Annotated in this window: 20 protein-coding genes; 10 read left to right on the top strand and 10 right to left on the bottom strand. The window is 62.7% G+C overall.

Annotated features, from left to right (window positions below; all coding sequences use genetic code 11):
• Positions 1–3 precede the first annotated feature (3 nt).
• Positions 4–1,173, top strand: a complete 1,170-nt coding sequence (ftsZ, locus tag DOM32_RS13085; RefSeq protein WP_071232864.1) for a cell division protein FtsZ — start codon at positions 4–6, stop codon at positions 1,171–1,173.
• 114 nt (positions 1,174–1,287) lie between these two features.
• Positions 1,288–2,199 (top strand): UDP-3-O-acyl-N-acetylglucosamine deacetylase, encoded by a 912-nt coding sequence (gene lpxC / locus DOM32_RS13080; RefSeq protein ID WP_110635178.1) that lies wholly within the window; start codon positions 1,288–1,290, stop codon positions 2,197–2,199.
• Positions 2,200–2,376: 177 nt separating this feature from the next.
• Here lpxC and DOM32_RS13075 read toward each other — a convergent pair whose 3' ends face one another.
• On the bottom strand, positions 2,377–2,949 hold the full coding sequence (locus DOM32_RS13075) for a DciA family protein (RefSeq protein ID WP_110635175.1): 573 nt from the start codon (positions 2,947–2,949) through the stop codon (positions 2,377–2,379).
• A 62-nt stretch (positions 2,950–3,011) separates the two neighbouring features.
• On the opposite strand from DOM32_RS13075, the gene DOM32_RS18125 reads away from it, so the two are divergent.
• The 4 genes from DOM32_RS18125 (at position 3,012) to DOM32_RS13055 (ending at position 8,505) form a co-directional block, all read left to right on the top strand.
• Positions 3,012–3,356: a hypothetical protein gene (locus tag DOM32_RS18125; protein WP_071232861.1), complete on the top strand. Its 345-nt coding sequence runs from the start codon at positions 3,012–3,014 to the stop codon at positions 3,354–3,356.
• A 99-nt stretch (positions 3,357–3,455) separates the two neighbouring features.
• Positions 3,456–6,197: a preprotein translocase subunit SecA gene (gene secA, locus DOM32_RS13065; protein ID WP_110635172.1), complete on the top strand. Its 2,742-nt coding sequence runs from the start codon at positions 3,456–3,458 to the stop codon at positions 6,195–6,197.
• A 48-nt stretch (positions 6,198–6,245) separates the two neighbouring features.
• A complete protein-coding gene (gene argJ / locus DOM32_RS13060; protein ID WP_110635168.1) occupies positions 6,246–7,454 on the top strand; it encodes a bifunctional glutamate N-acetyltransferase/amino-acid acetyltransferase ArgJ in 1,209 nt (402 codons plus the stop codon).
• A 97-nt stretch (positions 7,455–7,551) separates the two neighbouring features.
• Positions 7,552–8,505, top strand: coding sequence for a Nudix family hydrolase (locus DOM32_RS13055; RefSeq protein WP_071232858.1), 954 nt, complete (start codon positions 7,552–7,554; stop codon positions 8,503–8,505).
• Between the two features lie 141 nt (positions 8,506–8,646).
• Here DOM32_RS13055 and yacG read toward each other — a convergent pair whose 3' ends face one another.
• From yacG to pilB, 5 genes are all read right to left on the bottom strand, one after another.
• Positions 8,647–8,925, bottom strand: a complete 279-nt coding sequence (yacG, locus tag DOM32_RS13050; RefSeq protein WP_110635165.1) for a DNA gyrase inhibitor YacG — start codon at positions 8,923–8,925, stop codon at positions 8,647–8,649.
• Between the two features lie 45 nt (positions 8,926–8,970).
• The gene (coaE, locus tag DOM32_RS13045) at positions 8,971–9,624 is read right to left on the bottom strand and encodes a dephospho-CoA kinase (protein WP_244179919.1); all 654 of its coding nucleotides are present in this window, start codon (positions 9,622–9,624) and stop codon (positions 8,971–8,973) included.
• The gene (locus tag DOM32_RS13040) at positions 9,621–10,463 is read right to left on the bottom strand and encodes a prepilin peptidase (protein WP_110635261.1); all 843 of its coding nucleotides are present in this window, start codon (positions 10,461–10,463) and stop codon (positions 9,621–9,623) included. The genes coaE and DOM32_RS13040 overlap by 4 nt, the downstream gene beginning before the upstream one ends.
• A 251-nt stretch (positions 10,464–10,714) precedes the next feature.
• Positions 10,715–11,968: a type II secretion system F family protein gene (locus DOM32_RS13035; protein ID WP_110635162.1), complete on the bottom strand. Its 1,254-nt coding sequence runs from the start codon at positions 11,966–11,968 to the stop codon at positions 10,715–10,717.
• 115 nt (positions 11,969–12,083) lie between these two features.
• Entirely contained in the window at positions 12,084–13,811 is a 1,728-nt protein-coding gene (gene pilB / locus DOM32_RS13030; protein ID WP_110635159.1) for a type IV-A pilus assembly ATPase PilB, read from the bottom strand.
• Positions 13,812–14,236: 425 nt separating this feature from the next.
• On the opposite strand from pilB, the gene DOM32_RS13025 reads away from it, so the two are divergent.
• Entirely contained in the window at positions 14,237–14,740 is a 504-nt protein-coding gene (locus DOM32_RS13025; RefSeq protein ID WP_110635156.1) for a pilin, read from the top strand.
• 100 nt (positions 14,741–14,840) lie between these two features.
• Here the strand turns inward: DOM32_RS13025 and DOM32_RS13020 are convergent, their stop codons facing one another.
• Entirely contained in the window at positions 14,841–15,125 is a 285-nt protein-coding gene (locus DOM32_RS13020; RefSeq protein ID WP_071232855.1) for a hypothetical protein, read from the bottom strand.
• 380 nt (positions 15,126–15,505) lie between these two features.
• Between DOM32_RS13020 and DOM32_RS13015 the strand changes: the two genes are divergently transcribed.
• On the top strand, positions 15,506–16,957 hold the full coding sequence (locus DOM32_RS13015; protein ID WP_244179917.1) for a TrkH family potassium uptake protein: 1,452 nt from the start codon (positions 15,506–15,508) through the stop codon (positions 16,955–16,957).
• 34 nt (positions 16,958–16,991) lie between these two features.
• Here the strand turns inward: DOM32_RS13015 and DOM32_RS13010 are convergent, their stop codons facing one another.
• From DOM32_RS13010 to DOM32_RS13000, 3 genes are all read right to left on the bottom strand, one after another.
• Positions 16,992–17,795, bottom strand: coding sequence for an RIO1 family regulatory kinase/ATPase domain-containing protein (locus tag DOM32_RS13010; protein WP_110635153.1), 804 nt, complete (start codon positions 17,793–17,795; stop codon positions 16,992–16,994).
• Between the two features lie 297 nt (positions 17,796–18,092).
• A complete protein-coding gene (locus tag DOM32_RS13005) occupies positions 18,093–19,352 on the bottom strand; it encodes a 1-acyl-sn-glycerol-3-phosphate acyltransferase (protein WP_083387471.1) in 1,260 nt (419 codons plus the stop codon).
• On the bottom strand, positions 19,349–20,275 hold the full coding sequence (locus DOM32_RS13000; RefSeq protein WP_110635150.1) for a recombination-associated protein RdgC: 927 nt from the start codon (positions 20,273–20,275) through the stop codon (positions 19,349–19,351). Before DOM32_RS13000 ends, DOM32_RS13005 begins: the two co-directional genes overlap by 4 nt.
• Positions 20,276–20,464: 189 nt before the next feature.
• Here DOM32_RS13000 and DOM32_RS12995 point away from each other — a divergent pair, with 189 nt between their 5' ends.
• Both DOM32_RS12995 and gyrA read left to right on the top strand, forming a co-directional pair.
• The gene (locus DOM32_RS12995) at positions 20,465–20,896 is read left to right on the top strand and encodes an acyl-CoA thioesterase (RefSeq protein ID WP_087717894.1); all 432 of its coding nucleotides are present in this window, start codon (positions 20,465–20,467) and stop codon (positions 20,894–20,896) included.
• A 161-nt stretch (positions 20,897–21,057) separates the two neighbouring features.
• A complete protein-coding gene (gene gyrA / locus DOM32_RS12990; protein WP_110635147.1) occupies positions 21,058–23,775 on the top strand; it encodes a DNA gyrase subunit A in 2,718 nt (905 codons plus the stop codon).
• The last annotated feature ends 50 nt before the right edge of the window (positions 23,776–23,825 follow it).

The following is a 23,825-nucleotide window of genomic DNA, read 5'->3' as shown; positions in this document are numbered from 1 at the left end:
GCAATGTTCGAACTAGTAGATAATGCACCTTCTAGTAGTGCAGTCATCAAGGTCATCGGTGTCGGCGGCGGCGGCGGTAATGCCGTCAACCACATGGTCGAGAGTAACATCGAAGGCGTCGAGTTCATCTGCGCCAACACCGATGCCCAGGCGCTCAAGCGTGTAGCGGCCAAGACCGTTCTCCAACTGGGTGGCGAGATCACCAAGGGACTGGGAGCGGGGGCGAATCCGGATGTCGGACGTCAGGCGGCGATGGAAGATCGCGATCGCATCGCGGATATGCTCCAAGGTGCGGACATGGTTTTCATCACTGCCGGCATGGGCGGCGGCACCGGCACGGGCGGGGCGCCTGTCGTCGCTCAGGTCGCCAAGGAACTGGGTATTCTGACCGTTGCTGTCGTGACACGTCCTTTCCCGTTCGAGGGGCCGAAGCGCATGCGCGCGGCGGAAGAGGGCATGAAGGAGCTGTCCGAGTACGTCGACTCCCTGATCACCATCCCCAACGAGAAACTGCTGTCCGTACTGGGCAAGAATGCCAGCCTGCTGACGGCGTTCAGTGCCGCCAATGACGTCCTGTTGGGTGCCGTTCAGGGTATCGCCGAGCTGATCACCAGCCCGGGCATCATCAACGTCGACTTTGCCGACGTGCGCACGGTGATGTCGGAAATGGGCATGGCGATGATGGGCACCGGCGCCGCGACCGGCGAAAACCGTGCCCGCGAAGCCGCCGAGAAGGCCATTCGCAGCCCGCTGCTCGAAGACATCGATCTGCACGGTGCACGCGGTATCCTGGTCAACATCACGGCGGGGCCGGATCTGTCCATCGGCGAGTTCAACGACGTCGGCGCCACGGTTCAGGAGTTCGCCTCCCAGGATGCGACCATCGTGGTCGGCACTTCCATCGACATGGAAATGTCCGACGAGTTGAGGGTGACAGTGGTTGCTGCAGGGCTGGATGCGCAGAAAGAGAAGGCGATCCCGCGTGAATCGGTGGCTTCCCGCCCGGAAACGACCGATTATCGCAAGCTTCAGCAGCCGGCGGTCATGCGCCAGCAGGCGGCACGCGCCGAGCAGGAAGCGGCGGCCAAGAAGTCGCAGCAGGAAAAGCGCAAGACGTCCGACATGGATGACTATCTGGACATTCCGGCGTTCCTGCGTCGTCAGGCGGATTGATAGCGATTTAAACTGCCCGTCATCATTCTGTAACGTCGATAAGGTTGGTGAAGCGGTGGTTTGGTGTTATAGTGAACACCGTTTCCAAACCATTTGACTGTCAGGTCGATGCCCATGATCAAACAACGAACGTTGCAGAACACGATCCGCGCGACAGGCGTGGGCCTCCACTCCGGGGAGAAAGTGTATCTGACGCTGCGACCCGCAATGCCCAACACGGGTATCGTGTTCGTGCGTACTGATCTCGATCCGGCGGTACATATTCCGGCGCACGCAGAAAGCGTGACCGATACCAATCTGTGTACGGCGCTGTCCAAGGATGGCGTCAAGGTCGCCACGGTCGAGCATCTGATGTCGGCATTTGCCGGTTTGGGAATCGATAACGCCTACGTCGAGCTGAGTGCGGCCGAAGTGCCGATCATGGATGGCAGCGCAGGCCCGTTCGTGTTTCTGATCCAGTCTGCTGGTATCGCCGAGCAGGCCGCGCCGAAGCAGTTCATTCGCATCAAGCGCGAAGTCACCGTCAACGATGACGGCAAGCAGGCGACGTTTCTGCCGCACGACGGCTTCAAGGTCAGCTTCGCGATCGATTTCGATCACCCCGTCTTCGAGCAGCAGAAGCAGACAGCCAGCGTCGATTTCTCGACCACTTCCTTCGTCAAGGAAGTGTCGCGTGCTCGCACCTTCGGTTTCATGCGCGATCTGGAGTTTCTGCGGTCGCAGAACCTGGCATTGGGCGGCAGCCTCGATAACGCCATCGTCGTCGACGATTATCGCATCGTGAATCAGGACGGCTTGCGCTACGACGATGAGTTCGTCAAGCACAAGATGCTGGACGCCATCGGCGACCTGTATCAGTTGGGTCACAGCTTGATCGGCGAGTTCAAAGGCTACAAATCTGGTCATGGCCTCAACAACCAGCTTTGCCGCGAGCTGCTCGCTCATCCGGAGGCATACGAAATCGTGACCTTCGAAAAAGCGACCCAGACTGCACCGATCTCCTATGCAGCGCCCGCAATGGCCTGACGCGAACCGGCACCGAGTGCCGTCGTGACGATCTGATGATGTCGACCTGATATTGCCAGGGCCCAAATAGAGAAAACGCCGATCCCAGGATCGGCGTTTTTGTGTCTGATCGACGCCGATAGCCGCATTAGCCAGCCGGGCAATGCTCGCGTCGTCGAGGCTGGATTGGCGTTGCCGTCAGGCGGGATCGTCGCTGGAAGAGGCGTCGCTGAAGGGGGTGTCGCTAGAGGAATCGTCCTTAGAGGAACTGTCGTTGGAGGAGCTGTCGTTAGAGAAATCGTCGCCGGGCTCCACGGCGGCATTGGCATGGGAAGCCAGCCGATTCAGCGAACGCTTGAGCGGTGAGTCCTCCAGACCTTCCGCACAATGGGCGAGCGCCTCGGCACCTGCCGGTGACAGGTGCCGTGTCTGCCGCGGAATCGCCTTGACCGGCCGGATCGGGCGTACCTTCAGCGAGAATTTCATGACTGCCTCGAATCCCGGCAATTGGTGCAGCAATCCGAGCAGGCGCGGCTGCTCGTAGCGCAGCCAGGTCAACCAGGCGGCACGGTCGGTGATCAGCGTCAACACGCCGTTGCGGTAGCCACCGACATAAAGATGTTCGGCCACGTCCGGCGGTAGCTGGCGTCTCAGGTGATTCTGGGCACGTTCGATCAGCGTCGCCATGCGCATGACGTCACCCAACCCGCCGGGTTGTTCCAGGAGTCGGGAAACGGGCTGGGCTCGCAAACGCTTAGCCTTTATACTCATCGGCTTGCACGCAGTGGGGATAGACCCGCTAAACCTATCACGACGCGGAGTTCGTCGACAGCATGACTTCGGCCAAAGCGCAGTCCGGTCAGTGTGGTGCCGTATGGCGCCCCCGGCAGCGAGCCCATTGGTGGCTGGCCAGTGTGCTGGTCGGTTGCCTGCTGCCTGCCGGGTTGATGCATGCCGAAGCCATGCGGCTGGCCGAGCGGCTCACCCAGGTCTACCTGATGGCCCCGGAGGCCATTCGCGCCGAGTCCCGACGCGTCGCTCGTGTTGCTGCCAAGCGTCCCGTCTACCCGCAAGCGGCGGCTGTCTTCATACAGTCACCGGGTTATTCCCCGCCTCTCATCGCCGCCAGCGCCGCGCTGGATGTCATTTCCCGTCGTGGTCCTCCCGTCCCTGCCTGATCATCGTCAGACACGTATATTATCGGTGGCCGATGCCGGCCTTTCGTCGCATCGTCGCCTTGGTACTACGCAGGAACAGAGTCAGGCAGGAAACGGATCATGTTGAACGGATTGCTACACAAATTGGTCGGCTCCAAGAACGATCGTGACGTCAAGCGCCTGCGCAAGCAGGTGGCGGCGATCAATGACCTGGAAGCCAGTTTCGAAGCGCTCGATGACGCGTCGCTCCAGGCCAAGACGGTCGAGTTTCGCCAGCGCCTTGCCGATGGCGAGAAACTCGATGCGCTGCTGCCGGAGGCTTTCGCCACGGTTCGCGAGGCGAGCAAGCGCGTTTTGGGCATGCGCCACTTCGACGTCCAGATGGTCGGCGGCATGGCGCTGCATGAAGGCCGGATCGCGGAGATGAAGACCGGCGAGGGCAAGACCCTGGTCGGCACCCTCGCGGTGTACTTCAATGCGTTGCCCGGAAAGGGGGTTCATGTCGTCACGGTCAACGACTATCTGGCCGGCCGCGACGCCAACTGGATGCGCCCGCTCTACGAATTCCTCGGTCTGAGCGTCGGCGTCATCGCTTCCGGGCAGCCCAACGAAGAGAAGCGTCGGGCCTACGCCTGCGACATCACCTACGGCACCAACAACGAGTACGGCTTCGATTACCTGCGCGACAACATGGCGTTCTCGCTGCAGGACAAGGTTCAGCGGCCGCTGTACTACGCGATCATCGATGAGGTCGATTCGATCCTGATCGACGAGGCGCGTACGCCACTGATCATTTCCGGCCCCGTCGAAGAGAACGTCGAACTCTACCGCACGATTCACGCGCTCTCGAAGCAACTCAAGCAGTGCACCGACGAGGAGGATCCCTCTACCGGCGACTTCCTGATCGACGAGAAGCAGAAGCAGGTCGAACTGACGGAAGAAGGGCACCAGCAGGTCGAGCAGCTGATGCGCGAAGCGGGATTGCTGAAGGCGGAGGACTCGCTCTACGCGGTGCAGAATCTGGGCCTGTTGCAGCATATCCATTCCGCGCTGCGCGCTCGCTGCCTCTATCACCGTGACGTCGACTACATCGTCTCCGACGGCAATGTCGTCATCGTCGACGAGCACACCGGCCGTACCATGCCGGGGCGGCGCTGGTCGGAGGGTCTGCACCAGGCGGTCGAGGCCAAGGAAGGCGTGCCGATCCAGCGCGAGAGCCAGACGCTGGCTTCCACCACCTTCCAGAACTACTTCCGTCTCTACGGGAAGCTGGCGGGGATGACCGGTACCGCCGATACCGAGGCCTTCGAGTTCAACCACATCTACGGGCTCGACGTGCTGGTCATCCCGACCAATCGGCCGCTGGCGCGTCAGGACCTGAACGATCTGGTCTACCTCAGCGCCAAGGAGAAATTCAACGCGATCATCGAGGACGTCAACACCCAGCGCGAGGCCAACCGCCCGGTGCTGGTCGGTACCGCCTCGATCGAGACCTCGGAATATCTCTCCAAGCTGATGCAGGCGAAGAACATTCCGCACAACGTGCTCAACGCCAAGCAGCACGACAGCGAGGCCGAGATCATCGCTCAGGCCGGCCGCCCCGGCGCCGTGACCCTGGCCACCAACATGGCCGGCCGTGGCACCGACATCATGCTTGGCGGCAACTGGGAAGCCGAGGTCGCCAAGCTCGAAAACCCGAGCGAAGAACAGATCGCGGCCATCAAGGCCGAATGGCAACAGCGCCATGACGCGGTGCTCGAAGCCGGCGGTCTGCACGTGATCGGCTCCGAGCGTCACGAGTCTCGTCGTATCGACAACCAGTTGCGTGGCCGCGCGGGGCGTCAGGGCGATCCCGGCTCGACGCGTTTCTTCCTGTCGCTGGAAGACAGCCTGATGCGTCTGTTCGGTTCGGATCGTGTTCAGCGTCTGATGGGCGCGCTGGGGCTCGAAGAGGGCGAGGCGATCGAGCACAAGATGGTTTCGAATGCCGTCGAGCGCGCGCAGAAGAAGGTCGAAGGACGCAACTTCGACATTCGCAAGCAGCTGCTGGAGTACGACGACGTCTCCAACGATCAGCGTCGAGTCATCTACGATCAGCGCGACGACATTCTCGCCGCCGACGAGATTTCCGATAACATCGCCAGCATCCGCGACGAGGTTCTCGAGCAGACGATTTCCGACTACGTGCCGCCGCAGAGCCTGCCGGAGCAGTGGGAACTGGCCGGGCTGCAGGATCAGCTCAAGCAGGAGTTCAATCTCGATCTGCCGCTGGTGCAGTGGGCGGAAGAAGACGACAACTTCAACGAGGAAGTGCTGCGTCAGCGTCTGCTGGACCAGCATCGTGGGCAGTATGTGGCCAAGGTCGAGGCGATCGGCGCCGACATGATGCGTCGTTTCGAGAAGCAGGTGATGCTCCAGGTGCTGGATACTCGCTGGAAGGAACATCTGCAGTCGATGGATCATCTGCGTCGCGGCATTCACCTGCGGGGTTATGCGCAGAAGAACCCGAAGCAGGAGTACAAGCGCGAAGCCTTCGAGCTGTTCCAGTCGCTGCTTTACAACATCAAGCACGACGTCACGCGTATCCTGAGCCACGTTCAGGTGCGTCGCCAGGAAGAGATCGAAGACCTGGAGCGCCAGCGTCGCGAGGCGCTGGAGCGCGAGAAGGCTGCCAGTCAATCGGTCCATGAAGATGCCGTGGCCGCCGCGCAGCAGACCGCCGAAGGAGAAGAGCCCGCCCCGGAGTCCGGTGAAGACCAGACTCAGCCGGTACGGCGTGAAGGACCCAAGGTCGGGCGCAACGACCCGTGCCCCTGCGGTTCCGGCAAGAAATACAAGCAGTGCCACGGCACGCTGAGTTGAGTTGGCGTCGGACTCGGGCCGGGCTCGAGTCCGCCAAGGAGAATCGAGATGGCGGTAGGTAAGTCAGTATTTCCGGAGATGCCGGCCATTGACGGCGTGCGTCTCGGCACGGCGATGGCTGGGATCAAGAAGCCCGATCGGCGTGATCTGGTGGTGATCGAAGTGCCGGAAGGCGCCACGGTCGCGGCGACGTTCACCCGCAACGCCTTCTGCGCCGCCCCGGTGCATGTCGCTCGGGATCATCTGCAGCACACGGTGCCCCGGTATCTGTTGATCAATACCGGTAACGCCAATGCCGGTACCGGCGCTCGTGGCCGTCAGGATGCCGAGAGCTGCTGCAACTCGCTGGCGGATCTCGCCGGCGTCGATGCGCATCAGGTGCTGCCGTTCTCGACCGGCGTGATCGGCGAGCCATTGCCGGTAGAGCGCATTGCCGCCGGCCTGCCGGCAGCGCTGGAGTCGCTGAGCGAAGCCGACTGGGCGCTCGCCGCCGAGGGCATCCTGACCACCGATACCCGAATCAAGGGCGCCTCGACGCAGGTCGAACTGAGCGGCGGAACCGTCACCATCAACGGCATCAGCAAGGGCTCGGGCATGATCCAGCCCAACATGGCGACCATGCTCGGCTTCGTCGCCTGTGATGCGGCGATCGACGCCACCCGGCTTCAGCTGTGGCTGCGCGACGCCGTGAAGGTATCGTTCAATGCCATCACCGTCGATTCCGACACATCCACCAACGACGCCTGCACCCTGATCGCCACCGGACGCGGGCCGAAGGCCGAGTCGGCCGAGGACGAGCAGCGGTTTCGCGCGGCGCTGACGACGGTGCTGACCGACCTGGCCCAGGCGATCATTCGCGATGGCGAGGGCGCGACCAAGTTCGTCACGCTGCAGGTCGAACAGGCGATGAGTGTCGACGAAGCGCGGGCGGTGGCGTTCACGGTGGCCCATTCGCCGCTGGTCAAGACGGCGCTCTACGCCAGCGATGCCAACTGGGGCCGCATTCTGGCCGCCGTGGGTCGCGCACCGGTCGACGAGCTCGATGTCGAGCGCATCGTCATCGATCTCGGCGACGTGCGCCTGGTCGAGCACGGCGGGCGCGCCGAGAGCTACACGGAAGAGGCTGGCGCCCGGGTGATGGCGCAGGAAGAGATCGTCATCCGCATTCAGCTTGGTCGTGGCGACGCCAACGCCACGGTCTGGACATCGGATCTGTCCCACGATTATGTATCGATCAACGCGGATTACCGTAGTTGAGCGACATTCACATGTTGAACGCTATCCAGACGTCGCGTGCTATCTCGACCTCGCGCGTCAAGGGTAAACACTGCAGTGGTACGAGAGACTTAGCAAGATGATCAAAAGACGGGTCCACGTAGCGGCAGCCGCCGTCATTCGCGGCGACGGCCGAGTGCTGATCGCCAGACGCCCGGCGACTGTCGACCAGGGCGGTCTGTGGGAATTCCCGGGGGGCAAGCTGGCGCCCTACGAAACCGGGCTCGAGGCGCTCAAGCGGGAGCTGAACGAGGAGCTCGGTATCCAGATCGTGCGCGCTCAGCCGCTGATCCGCGTTCATCACGAATATGCCGACAAGCACATTCTGCTGGACGTCTGGCAGGTGCGGGAATACGACGGCGATCCGTACGGTCGGGAAGGCCAGCCGGTACGTTGGGTCGAGGTCGACGATCTGCCCAATTACCCGTTCCCGGCAGCCAATATGCCGATTCTGCGTGCGGTAGCGCTGCCCCAAGAGTATCTGATCACTGCCGAGGCCGCGGACGACGATGTTTTCCTGGCGCGGCTCGAGCGGGCGTTGAAGGAGGACGGCGTCCGCCTGGTACAGTTGCGTGCCAAGGAGCTGGATGACGCCGCCTACCAGGCGCGGGCGGAGAAGACCCTGGCGCTGTGCCGACGCTATGGCGCCAAGCTGCTGCTCAATGCGGACCCCGAGTGGCTGCAGCGCGTCGATGCCGACGGCATCCATCTGACCAGCGCACGGCTCATGGCGCTCAAGCACCGGCCGATTCCCGCCGACAAGTGGCTGGGAGCGTCGACTCACGGTGATGAGCAGCTTGCTCAGGCCGGCCAGATCGATTGTGATTTCGTCACGCTGTCGCCGCTGGCGCCGACCCCGTCGCATCCGGACGCGGTGACCATTGGCTGGCACGATTTCCAGCAGATGGTGGAAACGGCCGCGATGCCGGTCTTCGCGCTGGGTGGCATGACCCGTCATCACGCCAATCAGGCGCGTGGTGTCGGCGCGCAGGGCATCGCCTCGATCCGGGATTTCTGGCGCGACGACTCCTGAGCTACGAGCTACGAGCTGCGACTAGCGCCGGCTTCGGGGCGCTGTGGACAGTGGCTACGAGCTACGGAAAGGGCCAGCGACTGACGTCGCTGGCCCTTTTCTTCGCTACAAGCACATGCTGACTTTCGCGGCTCGCAGGCGCTATTCGCCGCGCTCGAGCCGGTCGATCAGTTCATCGAGTTCGGTTTCGTCCATGTGGGGCTCGCCGGCAATACGGTGGGAGCCGTCGGCCCAGGCACCCAGGTCCAGCAGCTTGCAGCGCTTCGAGCAGAAGGGGCGGTAGGGGTTCTCGGGTGTCCAGGCGACGGATTTTCGGCACTGAGGGCAGGGCACGGTCAAGCCGGGTTTGTTCGCATCCTGGCTGGCACCGCTGTCGGCACCGGCGTCCGGAGAACGGTTCGGGTCGTTACGTCGAGTCATGGCGAGGGGGTATCGTGTCGGTGATCGTTGCATCAGGCGCGAGGGTCAGAAGACCCGTTGGCGATACCGGGCGTCCAGCCGGGCAACCTGGTCGAGTAGGTGTTGTCGGTCGCGACTATTGTCGATGACGTCGTCGGCGGCTGCAAGGCGACGTTCCCGGGGAAGCTGGGCCGCCAGTATCGACTCCACCTGACGCCGATCGACCCCGTCCCGCGCGAGGGTGCGCTGAATCTGGGTCTCCGGCGGCACATCGACCACCAGAACGCGATCGACCAGCTCGAGCTGCCCCGACTCGATCAACAGCGGTGAGACCAGCAGACAGTAGGGGGCGCCTGCGTTGCGCAGTCGCTCCAGGTGCATCAGCAGCCGTTGGCGAATACGCGGGTGCGTTTCTCGTTCCAGCCACCGGCGTTCGGTTTCATCGTCGAAGATCCGCGCCCGGAGCGCGCGTCGGTCGAGTGCCCCGTTGCCGTCGAGTATCGCCGGGCCGTAGCGCCCGACAATGGCCGCCAGCGCCGGCTCGCCGGGCATCACGACTTCCCGCGCCACGTGATCGGCATCGACCCAGCCGATGCCCAGGGCACCGAAGGCATCCGCCACTGCGCTCTTGCCGGAGCCGATCCCGCCGGTGACGCCCACGACCAGGGTGCCGCGCTCGCTTTCGTTTCTGTTCTCGGTGCGTGTGCCGCTCTTGTTCATCCCCAGCCTCCCAGTAACAGCGCCTGATAGCCGGCCAACAGCGGGGCGCCGATCAGCAGGGCGATCCATCCGGCCAGGGCGATATAGGGGCCGAAGGGCATTGCCTGGTTGCGATCCTGCTGGCGCAGGGCGATCAGTATCAGGCCGGCCACGGCGCCCACGCCCGCCGAGAGCAACAGCAGCAGCGGCAGGCTCTGCCAGCCGAGCCAGGCGCCGAGCGCCGCCATCAGCTTGAAATCCCCGTAACCCATGCCTTCCTTGCCGGTCGCCAGCTTGAAGAGCCAGTAGACCGACCACAGTGACAGATACCCGGCGACGGCGCCCAGCACGGCGCTTTCCAGCATCAATGGCGCGAACAGCCACTGATAGAGCAGGCCGGCCCAGAGTAGCGGCAGGGTCAGCGCATCCGGCAGCAGCTGGGTTCGCCAGTCGATCACCGCCAGCGCCAGCAGGCAGAGGCAGGCGCCGACCAGCCACAGGCTTTGCCAGCTCACGCCATGCAGCGCCATGATCGCCACCGTCAGCAATGCCGAAACCAGCTCGATCAGCGGATACTGGACACTGATCGCCGTACCGCATGCGGCACAGCGGCCGCGACGCTTGAGCCAGCCGACCAGCGGCAGATTGTCATGCCAGGCGATGAAGTGCCCGCAGCCGGGGCAGTGCGAACGTGGCGTCGCCAGATTGTAGGCAGGGCCGGCTTCCACCGGCTGCTCCAGCGCTTCCAGCGCCTCGACCCGCCAGCGCTGCATCAGCATTACCGGCAGCCGCACGATAACGACGTTCAAGAAACTGCCCAGGGCAGCGCCGAACAAAAACACCAATGGCCAGATAAACAAAGGGGGAAGATCGGACAACGGAAGCTCCACGAAAACTAGATAGACGGATAGCGCCAAGGGTAACGCACCCAAACATACAGGGCCGCCCTTGGGCGTCACATTTCGTTCGATAAGTTAGGCAAACGCTTAGGAACGTGGCGAGCGAAGGTCAGGCTAGGCGAAAGCGCGCGAGCGACCGGAGTTGACCGGGTATCAATGAGGATCGCGAGCGCGCTTTTAACAACGCCTGGCCGAGCGCAGCCCGTTCATACCTATATAGCGGAACCCATCTGGAAGATTGGTAGATACATCGACACCACCAATCCACCGACCATGGTGCCGAGCACCACCAGAATGAACGGCTCCAGCAGAGAGGTCAGCGTGTCGACCTGATTATCGACTTCTTCCTCGTAGAACTCGGCCACCTTGTCCAGCATCGTGTCCAGTTCGCCGGCTTCCTCACCGATGCTGACCATCTGCACGGCCATTATCGGGAAGACCTTGGTGCGACGCATGGCGAAGTTGAGCTGCTGCCCCGTGGCGACGTCTTCGCGAATCTCGGCGATGGCGCGCTGATGAACCTGGTTGCCGGTGGCGCCGGCGGCGGTATCGAGCGCCTCGACCAGCGGAATGCCAGCGTTGAACGTGGTCGCGAGCGTGCGCGAGAAGCGGGCGATCGAGCCCTTGTCGATGATATTGCCGATCACCGGCAGCTTGAGCGCCAGATGATGGGCACGATAGGCAAATGCCGGCGAGCGCTTCATGGCCTGGCGCAGGCCGAGGATCATCACCACGAGCGCCAGCACGGCCTGCCACCAGTAGGCTTGGGTCAACTGGGACAGATTCACGGTGAACTGGGTGAAGACCGGCAATTCCGCGCCGAATCCCTGAAACAGGCTCTCGAACTGGGGTACGACCTTGACCAGCAGCAGGGCGGTGACGCCGATCCCGACCAGAACCACCGCCGTGGGATAGTAGAGCGCTTTCTTGACGCGCCCCTTCAGGGTGTCGACCTTCTCGCGGTAGCTGGCGACGCGCTCGAGCATCTTGTCCAGCGCACCGGCCTGTTCGCCGGCGGCGACCATGTTGACGAACATGCGATCGAACCGCGCTGGGTGCCTGGCCAGCGCTTCCGAGAAGCTGGAGCCAGCGCTGATGTCATTGGCCAGTGTCTCGACCAGGTTGCGCATGGCAGGGTTCTTGAGCGTCTCGGCGACGACCTTGCAGCCCTGCAGCAGCGGAACGCCGGCCCGGAGCATGGTGGCCAGCTGACGCGAGAACAGGGTGATATCCCGCGACTTGACCCGGCCCAGGCCGAAGATGCCGGTCTTGCGCGTGATGCGCTTGACGATGATCTTCTGGCGGGTCAGCTCCTTGCGCACCTCGTCGATCTCGCTGGCGACGAGCTCCCCGGAGACGACTTCGCCACGCAGGTTCTTGCCGCGCCACTGCCAGCGGTGCATGACTACCCGCCGAGGCGGCTTGGATGACTTCAGTGACTTGGCTGACTTCCGGCTGGTCGCCATGATCGCTTTCCTGACAATGACTCGACGAGGCGCCGAGCGTGAGTGAGATCGAAGATTGGCCCGAACCGCGAACCACGGATTGTGCCAGAGTCCGGGCGAAACGAGTGGGTCGCCGTCAGTCGATCGTCACGCGGTTGATCTCCTCGAGGCTGGTCACGCCTTGAAGTACCTTGTCGATACCGCTCTGGCGCAGCCCCGGGAAGCCGGCATCGCGTGCCGCGCGGGCCAGCTCCAGCGCGTGACTGTCGGCCATGATCAGCCGGCTCATGGCATCGTCCACCGGCACCACCTCGTAGATCCCGATGCGCCCCTTGTAGCCCAGCGTGCACCGATCGCAGCCCACGGCGCGGTAGAGAGTGGCGCTTGCCAGTCTCTCCGGCGAGACGCCTTCGTGTAGCATCACGTCCTCGGGAATCTCCGCCGGCGCCCTGCAGCGCGGGCAGAGCATACGCGCCAGCCGCTGGGCAATGATCAGCGATACCGAACTGGCGATATTGAAGCTGGCAACGCCCATGTTGCGCAGGCGCGTCAGGGTTTCGGCGGCGGAGTTGGTATGCAGCGTCGATAGCACCAGGTGGCCGGTCTGGGCTGCCTTGACCGCGATCTCGGCCGTTTCCAGATCCCGGATTTCGCCGACCATCACCACGTCCGGATCCTGGCGCAGAAAGGCGCGCAGCGCGCTGGCGAAGTCGAGGCCGATGCGTGGCTGCACGTTGACCTGGTTGACGCCGGGCACCTTGAGTTCCACCGGATCTTCCGCGGTCGAGATATTGCGCTCCTCGGTATTGAGCAGATTGATGCCGGTGTAGAGCGTTACCGTCTTGCCGCTACCGGTGGGGCCGGTGGCCAGAATCATCCCCTGGGGCTCGGCCAGCGCGGCCTCGAACAGTTGACGCTGCTCCGGGGTGAAGCCCAGCGCATCGATGCCGAAGCTGGCCGTTCGGGCATCCAGCAGTCGCAGGACGATTTTCTCGCCGAACACGGTGGGCAGCGTGTTGACGCGGAAATCGATGGCACGCTCACTATCGAGCCGAATCTTCATCGAGCCGTCCTGGGGCAGGCGGCGCTCCGAAATATCCAGTCGCGCCATGACCTTGAGCCGGGCGGCGAGGCGGGTGCGCAAGCTCAGCGGCGGTCGTGCGATCTCGAGCAGCAACCCGTCGATGCGAAAGCGAATCCGGTAGCTCGACTCGTAGGGCTCGAAGTGGATATCGGAGGCGCCGCGCTGGATCGCGTCGTGCAGGATCTTGTTGACGAAGCGCACCACGGGCTCGTCGTCTTCCCCGATCTGGTCGAGCGCGGCCGCTTCGCTGGCCAGGTCGGCCTCGCTGGTGTCCAGCGTCAGCGCCTCGCTGGCTTCCCCCAGCGCTTCCAGCATGCCGGAGGTTTCATGGCGCTGGTAACGTTTGGCCAGCGCCCGCTCCAGTTGATCGAACGGCACCAGGACACCCTCGATCGCAAGCCCGGTGGTGAACTGCAGCTCGTCCAGCTGTGCCAGCGTGGCCGGGAAGGCGATCGCCACGGTGAGACGACGATCGTCGCGGGCCAGCGGCAGCACCTGAAAGCGGCGGATGACCTTGTCCGCCACCGGCTCGATGATCGGCAGCTTGTCCCAGTCGACATGCTCCAGGTCCATGAACGGCAGGCCATACTCGCGCGCTGCCAGTACGCCGGCTTCGCGGGGATCGACCCTGCCTTCACGGACCACCAGCTCCAGCAGCGTCAGCTGCCTGTCCGCCGCGTCGCGGATCGCCTGCTCGCACGCCTCCGCGCTGATCAGGCCGTGTTCGATGAAGCGCTGGGCAAGACTGCTTTGCGTACGCGATGTGGTGACGTCCGACATGGAGATGAGAGCCCCGGCTAGCTGGCTGGCGAACGGATGGCGGGGGAGCGGCCCCGTGAAGCCCCCGCGTTCACCGGCACGAATGGTTCGATCGACGAATCCGTTATCGGCTGACGCCTTTTTTTCTTTAAGTATTCTTGGCAATCTGCCGATAAAGCAGTCGAATGTCATCCATGGTAAATTTGTGTATCTTTGCAGGCGCGAGCTTGCGAGCGGTTCGGCAGGGTTCGGCACCGTCCGAACACCCGACGTAGCGCTCGGGAAGCAAGCGGAAGGAATGCAAGGATAGAACGAATGTAACGATAGCGTGAACGTAAAACCAGCGTGAGCGTAACGATAGCATGAGCATAAAGAGAGAAACGACCGGCGGCACGATGGAAAACATCACGCCAACAGTCTCAACATCGGCAAGGCAGGGAACCACGATGCAACAGCAGCGCAAACCCGTTTCACACCGGCAGGGCGGCTTCACCCTGATCGAACTCATGATCGTCGTCGCGATCATCGGCATCCTCGCCGCTGTCGCGATTCCGCAGTATCAGAACTATACCGCCAGGGCCAAGATGTCCGAAGTCATCACAATGATGGGACCGGATAAAACCGCTGTGTCCGAGTACTTCGTATCTCAAGGGGAATTCCCGGATTCACAGTCAACATCCGGTGTGGTGGATGAGGAAAGAGGAAATTACATAGCTGGCGTTAAATATGCCCCTATCGGCACTGATGGGGCCACGTTGACTTACCTCCTGAATAGTGGAGGGGATACCGATGACGGGGAGACGATCAACTCCACTTTGGCAGGTAAAGCCGTGATTCTCCAAGCGACGAGTGATGGTGATAAGCTGACATGGAAGTGTGGTGCGGACGATACGGCCATTTTTGAATATCTACCCTCTTCCTGCCGTGAAACACTCTCATCTGGCGAATAATGTAATATCGGGCCGGCATTCGCCGGCCCTTTCGACTCTTCCTTCTTCCCTCTATCTTCTTTTCTCTTCCTCTTACAGATTCCAGCTTAAAGCTTCCAGCTCAATACAACGCCTTCTCTTCCCCCACGACCTCCCTCAACACCTCCAGAAACAGCCGATCCGCCTCCGAGTGCTCGGCCGGGTCTTCCGGAATATGCACGCTGGTAGTATCCGAAATCTCGTTGGCGATGGTCGCCCAGGCCTGGGCGTCGTTGCTGCCGTCGGAGTGGCGCTTGGCGATGGCCAGAGAGCTCTCGAGAATGCCGGGCTCCTGCAGCAGTTTCTTGATAAAGGCGCGAAGCTCCTGAATGACGCGAGTCTTCTGCATTTCCGAGGCGGAACTCATGGGGGCTTTCCTCCAGTGACTAGCTTGTAATATTCGGCCTGTCTCGGCGCCGGCTCGTCGTCGAGATGAATGTTCGTCGTAGCTTTCAACGCCGGGCCGGCGCGCCTGCGTTGCGATGGCGCCACCATAGCACATCTCGCTGCGCGGCCAGAGTCGGTGCGGTCGATGAACCATGGTTCATGGGCCGGGCGAGAACGGCGGATGCGAAATGCAGGCCGAGTCGTGTCTTGCACGGCGGGATGGCCTATCATCGCTCCGATTCGTTCGGCGGGGGATGTCGTCGGCCGAATGACAATAGCGAATGCAGTAGGGTTGGACTCGGCCGCAGTGCGGTCGGATAGCGCCAGTCGAGCTCGCGTGACGAAGACCGGGAGGAAGTCTTGCAAGACGCCAAGCCAATTTTCAAGATTCTGGCGCTGCTGTTGATCGTGCTGTCGCTATTCATGGTGCCACCGGTGGTGCTGCTGGGGCTCGAGAACGATCCGGACCTGTGGGCGTTTCTCGAGTCGATGGCGCTCGCGCTGGTGGTGTCGCTATCGCTGCTGGCGTGGACCTGGCGTACGCCGGTGGAGTTGAAGACGCGCCACATGTTCATCCTGACCACGTCGAGCTGGGCGGCGATCAGCGCCTTCGCCAGCCTGCCGCTGGTGCTGGGTGCGCCGCAGCTGTCGTTCACCGATGCGGTGTTCGAGTCGGTCTCGGCGATCACCACGACGGGTTCCACCGTGCTCGTCGGTATCGAGAATCTGTCCGATGGGCTCAAGTTGTGGCGCGGGCTGATGCAGTGGCTGGGCGGTATCGGCATCATCGTGATGGCGATCGCGATCCTGCCGTTTCTGAAGGTCGGCGGCATGCGGCTGTTCCAGACCGAGTCTTCGGACTGGTCGGACAAGGTGCTGCCTCGGGCTGGGGGTATCGCCAAGGCCTCGACGTTCATCTATCTCGGCTTCACGCTGGCAGCGATCCTGAGCTACCGGCTGGCGGGCATGGGCACGCTGGATGCCATCGTCCATGCGATGAGTTCGGTCTCCACTGGCGGCTTTGCCAACTATGACGCCTCGTTCGGTATCTATCGTGACCAGCCGCTGATCCTGTGGCTGGGCTGTGCGTTCATGCTGGCCGGAGCCTTGCCGTTCGTGCTCTACATCCGGCTGCTGCGCGATAGTCGTGGCGCGCTGTGGCAGGACCAGCAGGTGCGAGGGCTGGTCGGGTTGCTGGTCGTCGTGATCGTGGCGCTGACGACCTATCGGGTCCTGGCGTTTTCCGAAGCGCCCTTCGAGGCGCTGACGGCAGTCGCTTTCAATGTGATTTCGGTGGTGACGACCACCGGCTACGCCAGCGAGGACTATTCGCTATGGGGGCCGCTGGCGGTCACCACATTCTTCTTCATCACTTTCATTGGCGGTTGTAGCGGTTCGACCAGCGGTGGCATGAAGATCTTCCGCTTCCAGATCGGCGGCCTGCTGCTGGTCAATCAGCTGCGCTATCTGGTCCATCCGAGCGGCGTGTTCGCCCAGCGCTACAACGGCCGAAGGCTCAACGACGAGGTGGTGCGCGCGGTCATCGCCTTTTCGTTCTTCTTCTTTCTCACCGTGGCGGTGCTTTCCCTGGCACTGGCGGCGCTGGGGCTGGACATGGTCACGGCGATCACCGGCGCGGCCACGGCGCTCAACAACGTCGGCCCAGGGTTGGGCAATACCATTGGCCCGGCCGGCAATTTCGCCAGCCTGCCGGCTGCCGCCAAATGGTTGCTTTGCCTGGGCATGCTGATGGGGCGTCTGGAAATCCTCACCGTGCTGGTGCTGCTGATGCCGTTCTTCTGGCGCAAGTAGGCAGGAGAGCGTCGAGTATCAACGCAGCGTGAGTTCACCGGGCTTCATCGCGGCGCTGGTGCGAATGGCGCTTGAGCCGGGGTAGCAAGCGGCGTTTCCAGGTGTGCTGGAGACCTCTGATCCAGGCCGGTTTGCGACGCAGGCGAGCCTCCTCCGGCGTGAGGGCTTCGCCGGTCAGCCGGGCCTTGAGCTTGAGCCCGCCGGCGAGGTCGCTGCGCCGCAGAGGGCGGAGCAGAAAGCGCAGCAGTCGCCCGCCGGGCAGATAGATCGCCGAGGCAAAATCGATCAGCACCACGCGACCCCGGCTCACGATGATGTTGGAACCTCGTATGTCGTTATGCACGATCGAGCTGCGGTGCAGGGAGGTCAGCACGGTCATCAACTGGGCGAAGTAGATCGGGCTCGTGGGATCTGCCGCTTCGCTCAGCATCTCGCCGGGCACGTACTCCAGCAATAACGCGAGCTTGCCGACCTGACCGACCACCTTGGGCGCGTGAGGCCAGTGGCGCAGGCGTTCCAGAATGCGTGCCTCGTGGCGCAGCAGCAGGCGTGCGGGAATTGCCAGCCAGCTGCCGGCGTAGCGGCCGTAGTCCTTGCAGATCACGGGCTGGCCCGCATGGGTCTTGAGGACGACATCGGCCTTGAGCAGACCTTCGCCACGTTGCAGTGTCCTTGGCGTGATCAGCGGTGGCGTCAGGATCGTTGGAAATGGGTCTGCTGACGGTGTTGGCGTTTCCGGTGCTGGATATGGCGTTTGGGTGGCTGAGAGAACGGCATCGGCATCGAGCGTTCTGGCCTCGGCCGGGGAAGTGGTGGCGGAATCGAGAGGAGAATTCATGGCTGGAAACGATAAAGATACTAATTAGCTGACTAAGTTTAAGCTCATTTTAAGAAACTTGCTGCGATCACGCCAGTACGGGATCGACGGACAGCGATAAAGTCAGGGTAGGGAAGCTATTTTTGGCCGAGTCGGGTTCGGCTCGGTTTGGTTCGGTTCGATTTGGTTCGATTCGATTCGATTCGATTCGATTCGATAGAAAAGGAAGGCTGGGTAGCGGGTGCGGAGAAGGGGCGAGGCATCAGGAAAACCGCCATTGCAAGGAGCGATGGCGGTTGGGTCAACGGTATGCGGGGATCAGGACTGGGCTTCCCGACCGTGGGCTCGGCCGGCGCGGTTCAGAATGGGATTGGCGTACTGCATCAGCCACCAGTGACGGAGTTCGTCCGGCACCTGGGATAGCTGCGCCTGGAACCGCTCGCGATCGCCCGCTGTCACGCCGGAAAGGTCGACCAGATCCGGTGCCAGGCCGGTTTCGGCCAGCGCGAGCCGATGGCTGGGGAAGATCGGGTAGTTTTCCAGCACCTGGCGGTCGATCTCTGCGGCAACATCATCGGCGTTGTCGAAATCCGCCGAGAGCGGCGTGCCGAATACCAGCTTGACGCGACCCTTGTCGCCGGTAATCCCGGCGACAATGGAGAGGATATCCTCGAACTCCACCTTCTTGTAGGCGCCGTCGGTCTCCTTGGCATGCAGCTCGCGAGCCTTGTTGATGGCGCAGGGGTCGTACTCGTAGCTGATCGAGACCGGCACGATCTTGAGCTCGCGCACGGCGGCGCCGATATCGCTGTCGCCCTCTTCCAGACGCCGTGCCATGGACAGCATCTTGACGATGGCGCTGTCGGTGCGGTCGACGCCATCCTTGGCCCGGCCTTCCCGCTGGGCCAGCCAGACCGAGTGATTGTCGTCGGTGATCGAGTGACGGATATAACCGGAGAGCGACTGATACGCTGCCAGCATCGCCCGTTTGCCCTTGACCGAGCGCGGCACGATGAAGCTCTTGTTGAGCCGCATCAGGTCGGTCACGAACGGCTTCTGCAGCAGGTTGTCGCCAATGGCGATACGGACGGTGTCATGCCCTGCCGTATAGAGCGCGTAGTTGACGAAGGCCGGGTCGAGGGCGATATCGCGATGATTGCCGATGAACAGATAGGCCTGATCCGGCGACAGCCGATCCAGACCTTCGACTTCGAACCCTCGGGTGGTGCTGCCGATCATGTGCGCCATGTAGTCGGCAATGCGCAACTGGAAGTCGCGTACCGTCGAGACGTTGCGGACCTCGCGCTGGATCCGGAAGCTGGCCAGCTTGCGCGCCAGCGGCGGGGCGAAGCGCGACAGCCGCGGCAGGCGGTAGCGGGTGATCGCATCCAGCAGTTCGCTGTCATGCGCCAGCCGGGCCAGTACCGCTGCTACCTCTTCATCGTGATAGGGGCGGATGTCGGCAAAGCGATCGAGATCGATCGCCGCTTCGGCGCTGTGCGGATTGCCATGCGAATTGCCGGTCGCGGTGCCCTGGGAGGGGGCTGCGCCTTTGTCGGTATCGAAACGGAGCGTCATGGTGTCGGGGCTGCCGGGTCGGCTTCGCCACCCAGCCATTCGATCAGTTGGGTGACGAAGGTGGCCAAGGTCTGGGACATCAGGGCGAAATCGGTCTCGAGGCTGACGATCGGGTCGTCGCCGTCGTCGCTCTGGCTGGCTTCGTCCAGCAGGGCGTCGTCGAACTGCAGCGACTTGAGCGCCAGGTCGTCATGCAGCATCACGCGGAGCTGACCTTCGCTGCCCAGGCTGAGCTGGCTAGCCTGGCGTCCGTTTTCGAGCAGCGACTGGATCTCTTCGCTGTCGAGATCGACCTGGCGCGCGCGCAGCACGCCGTCGTCCTCGGCGGCACGCAGCTCGACCTGATCGCCGAGCAGCAGGCTGGCGGGGCGGCTGGCGGGGTCGCTCAACCACTGGGTCATGCCGCGAGAGGGCGGCGTTTTCGTCGCCAGCGGTGTCACCTTCAACGAGCCGAGCGTCTGACGCAGCAGATCGAGCACTTCTTCGGCACGCTTGCGGCTGGAGGCGTTGATGCCGATCAGCTGCTTGCGGGTGTCCCACCACAGTTCGACGCGCTGCGTCCGGGTGAAGGCCTGCGGCAGCAGTTCCTCCATCACCTGCTCCTTGAGCAGTTGGCGCTCCCGGCGCGAGAGTGGCTGCCCTTCGGCCTGCTCGCGTGCCTCGCTACGCTCGTTGACTTCGTCATTGACGACCGCGGCCGGCAGCAGACGCTCCTGACGCAGCATCGACAGCAGTCGATGCCCCTGAATTTCGTGTACGCGTTGTTCGCTGCGGCGGCCGGCCGGTGCGCTCCAGCCAACCCGGCGTGCTTCACGCGGGGAGACGGGGCGAAACGCAAATTCTGCCAGCGCGGTTTCCAGATCCTCGACGGAGAGAACCTCGGTGTCATGGCAGCGATACAGATGACAATGCTTGAACCACATGCGCCCGATCCGTTTGAAAGGAGGCATATTATGGCGAAACGACCCAGGTGTTACCACCAAGGTTGCGCGTCGATATTTGCGCGTCTGTTTAAAACGGGCGTATGTTTTCGAGCTACGAGCTACGAGCTACGAGCTACGAGCTACGAGCTACGAGCTACGGCGAGACTTTGCACCAACAGGAGAGATTCCATGGATTCACGCACTACCGTGACTGCCGTGCGCGTTCGCGGCTTTCATCTCGATGGCTACGGTCACGTCAATCACGCCCGCTATCTGGAGTTTCTGGAAGAAGGGCGCTGGGCCTATGTCGACGCGCACCCGGAGTTTGCCGAAGGCTTGGCAAGAGGCGTGGCGCTGGTCGCGGTCAATCTCAATATCGATTACCGGCGCGCGGCCGTCATGAACGACGACCTCGAGGTCGAGACCTGCCTGACCCGGCTTGGCGGGCGCAGCGGGGTGGTCGGTCATCGCATTACCCATGTCGGCAGCGGTGAGCTGGTCGCATCGGCTAAGCTGACCTTCGTGTTGCTGGACCAGCAAAGCGGCCAGGTGATCCCGATGGAAGGGGAATGGGCGGAGCGATTGGGACCCTTGGTCGTCGATGTGGCTGAAACGAAGTAGAAAACCGGGTCAAAGCGCGTCAACGCCTGCCTTTGAAGTCCCTGAAATGGTATGATCCCGTGATTGTGTGGCTGAGCCACTTGGCCGCCTAGCCAGGGCTTTATTAACGCTGCCACGGCCGGACTCCGGGCGTGGCAGCGGTGCAAAGGATTTGACGACCCATGGGTGATATCGCCAGAGAGATTCTGCCAGTCAACATCGAGGACGAACTCAAGCAGTCCTATCTGGACTATGCGATGAGCGTCATCATCGGGCGCGCGCTACCCGATGTCCGCGATGGCTTGAAGCCGGTCCACCGTCGCGTGCTCTACGCGATGCACGAGCTTGGCAATGACTGGAACAAGCCATACAAGAAGTCGGCGCGCGTGGTCGGCGATGTCATCGGTAAATATCATCCCCACGGCGACAGCGCGGTCTACGACACCATCGTGCGCATGGCGCAGCACTTCTCGATGCGCCACGTATTGATCGACGGTCAGGGCAACTTCGGGTCCATCGACGGCGATAACGCGGCGGCAATGCGTTACACCGAAGTTCGCATGGCACGCCTGTCGCATGAACTGCTCGCCGATCTCGAGAAGGATACCGTCGACTGGGTCGACAACTACGACGGCACCGAGCGAATCCCCGAAGTGCTGCCGACCAAGGTGCCGAACCTGCTGATCAACGGTGCCTCCGGTATCGCCGTGGGCATGGCGACCAACATTCCGCCGCACAACATGGTGGAGGTGATCAACGGTTGCCTGGCGCTGATCGAGGATTACACGCTGACGGTCGATGACCTGATGGAGTACATCCCCGGGCCCGACTTCCCCACTGCCGGCATCATCAACGGTCGCGCCGGCATTCTCGAAGCCTACCGTACCGGCCGCGGGCGCATCTACGTGCGCGCCAAGCATACCGTCGAGTTCGACAAGAAGAGCGGTCGTGACCACATCGTCATCACCGAGCTTCCCTACCAGGTCAACAAGGCGCGGCTGATCGAGAAGATCGCCGAGCTGGTCAAGGAAAAGCGGATCGAGGGTATCGCCGAGCTGCGCGACGAGTCCGACAAGGAAGGGCTGCGCGTGGTGATCGAGGTCAAGCGTGGCGAATCCGGCGATGTCGTCGTCAACAACCTGTTCGCGCACACGCAGCTCGAGAACGTGTTCGGGATCAATATCGTCGCCCTCGACGACGGCCAGCCCAAGACACTGAACCTCAAGCAACTGCTCGAGGCCTTTGTCCGGCACCGGCGTGAAGTCGTTACTCGCCGCACGCTGTTCGAACTCCGCAAGGCTCGTGAACGCGGGCATCTGCTCGAAGGCCTGACCGTCGCGATCTCCAATATCGACGAGGTGATCGAACTGATCAAGGCCTCGCCGAACGCCGCCGAAGCGAAGGAAAAACTGCTTGCCCGCGACTGGCAGCCGGGGCAGGTCACCGGCATGCTCGAGCGCGCCGGCGCGACTTCCTGCAAGCCGGAAGATCTCGAAGAGGGCTATGGCCTGAGTGACGACAGTGCCATGTATCGGCTCTCTCCGGCACAGGCCCAGGCGATCCTCGAACTGCGTCTGCATCGCCTTACCGGTCTGGAAACGGAGAAGCTGCTCGACGAGTACCTGAGCATTCTCGAGCGCATCGCTGAACTCAATCATATCCTGGCGTCGCCGGATCGCCTGCTCGAGGTGATCCGCGAGGAACTGGAGGCGATCCGCGACCAGTACGGTGACGCGCGCCGGACCGAGATTCATACCAGCCGTCTCGACCTATCCATGGAAGATCTGATCGCCGAGGAAGACATGGTGGTCACGCTGTCCCGCGGCGGTTATGCCAAGACGCAGCCGATCTCCGATTATCAGGCACAGAAGCGGGGCGGACGCGGCAAGTCGGCCACCAGCATGAAGGACGAAGACGTCATCGAGCATCTGGTGGTGGCCTCGACGCACGACACCATGCTGCTGTTCTCCAGTCGCGGCAAGGTGTACTGGCTCAAGACCTACGAAATGCCCAATGCCAGCCGCGGATCGCGTGGCAAGCCGCTGGTCAACCTGCTGCCGCTGGATGCCGGCGAGTCGATCAGCGCGATCCTGCCGGTGCGCGAATACAACCCGGACAGCTACATCTTCTTTGCCACCGCCAGCGGCACGGTCAAGCGGACGTCGCTGGACCAGTTCTCGCGGCCGCGCAGCGTGGGTCTGATTGCCATCGATATCGATGAAGGCGATCGCCTGATTGGCGCCGCCATCACTTCCGGCTCGGATCACGTCATGCTGTTGTCGTCCAACGGCAAGGCGATCCGCTTCGAGGAAGGTAACGTCCGCGCGATGGGCCGAACGGCCCGCGGCGTGCGCGGCATGCGTCTGCTGGATGGCGCCGAGGTGATCAGTCTGATCATTCCGCAGAGTCAGACCATCGATGCGGATGCCGACGCCGACAGCGAGGCCGATGCCGGGAATGATGGCGCCAGCAACGGCGGCGACGAGCAGATCTATATTCTGACGGCGTCGGAAAATGGCTACGGCAAGCGCACCCGACTCGAGGAGTTCCCGATTCGCGGGCGTGGCGGCCAGGGCGTGATCGCGATGCAGACCACCGCGCGCAATGGCTCGCTGGTCGCGGCGATGCAGGTTCGCAGTAGCGATGAAATGATGCTGATCACCGATCGTGGCACGCTGGTGCGTACTCGCGTGGCCGAAGTCTCGGTCAGTTCGCGTAACACCCAGGGCGTCACCCTGATTCGCACCGGCGACGACGAGCGTCTGGTCAAGACGGTTCGTGTGGACGAGCCGAGCGAGGAAGAGATGGCGGAAGGCGGGGCCGCTGCGGATCTGGCGGAAGAGACGCCGCCCGTCGACACTGGCGAGGATGATGCCGAGTCCGGCGAAGGACGCGAGTAGGCAGTGGCGCCCCGGCAACAGCCGGGGCGTGTTTGTGAGCCGTGGCTCTT

This window comes from Salinicola salarius (genome assembly GCF_003206135.1).
Lineage (GTDB): Bacteria > Pseudomonadota > Gammaproteobacteria > Pseudomonadales > Halomonadaceae > Salinicola > Salinicola salarius.
This window is presented reverse-complemented; position numbering and strand designations above follow the sequence as displayed.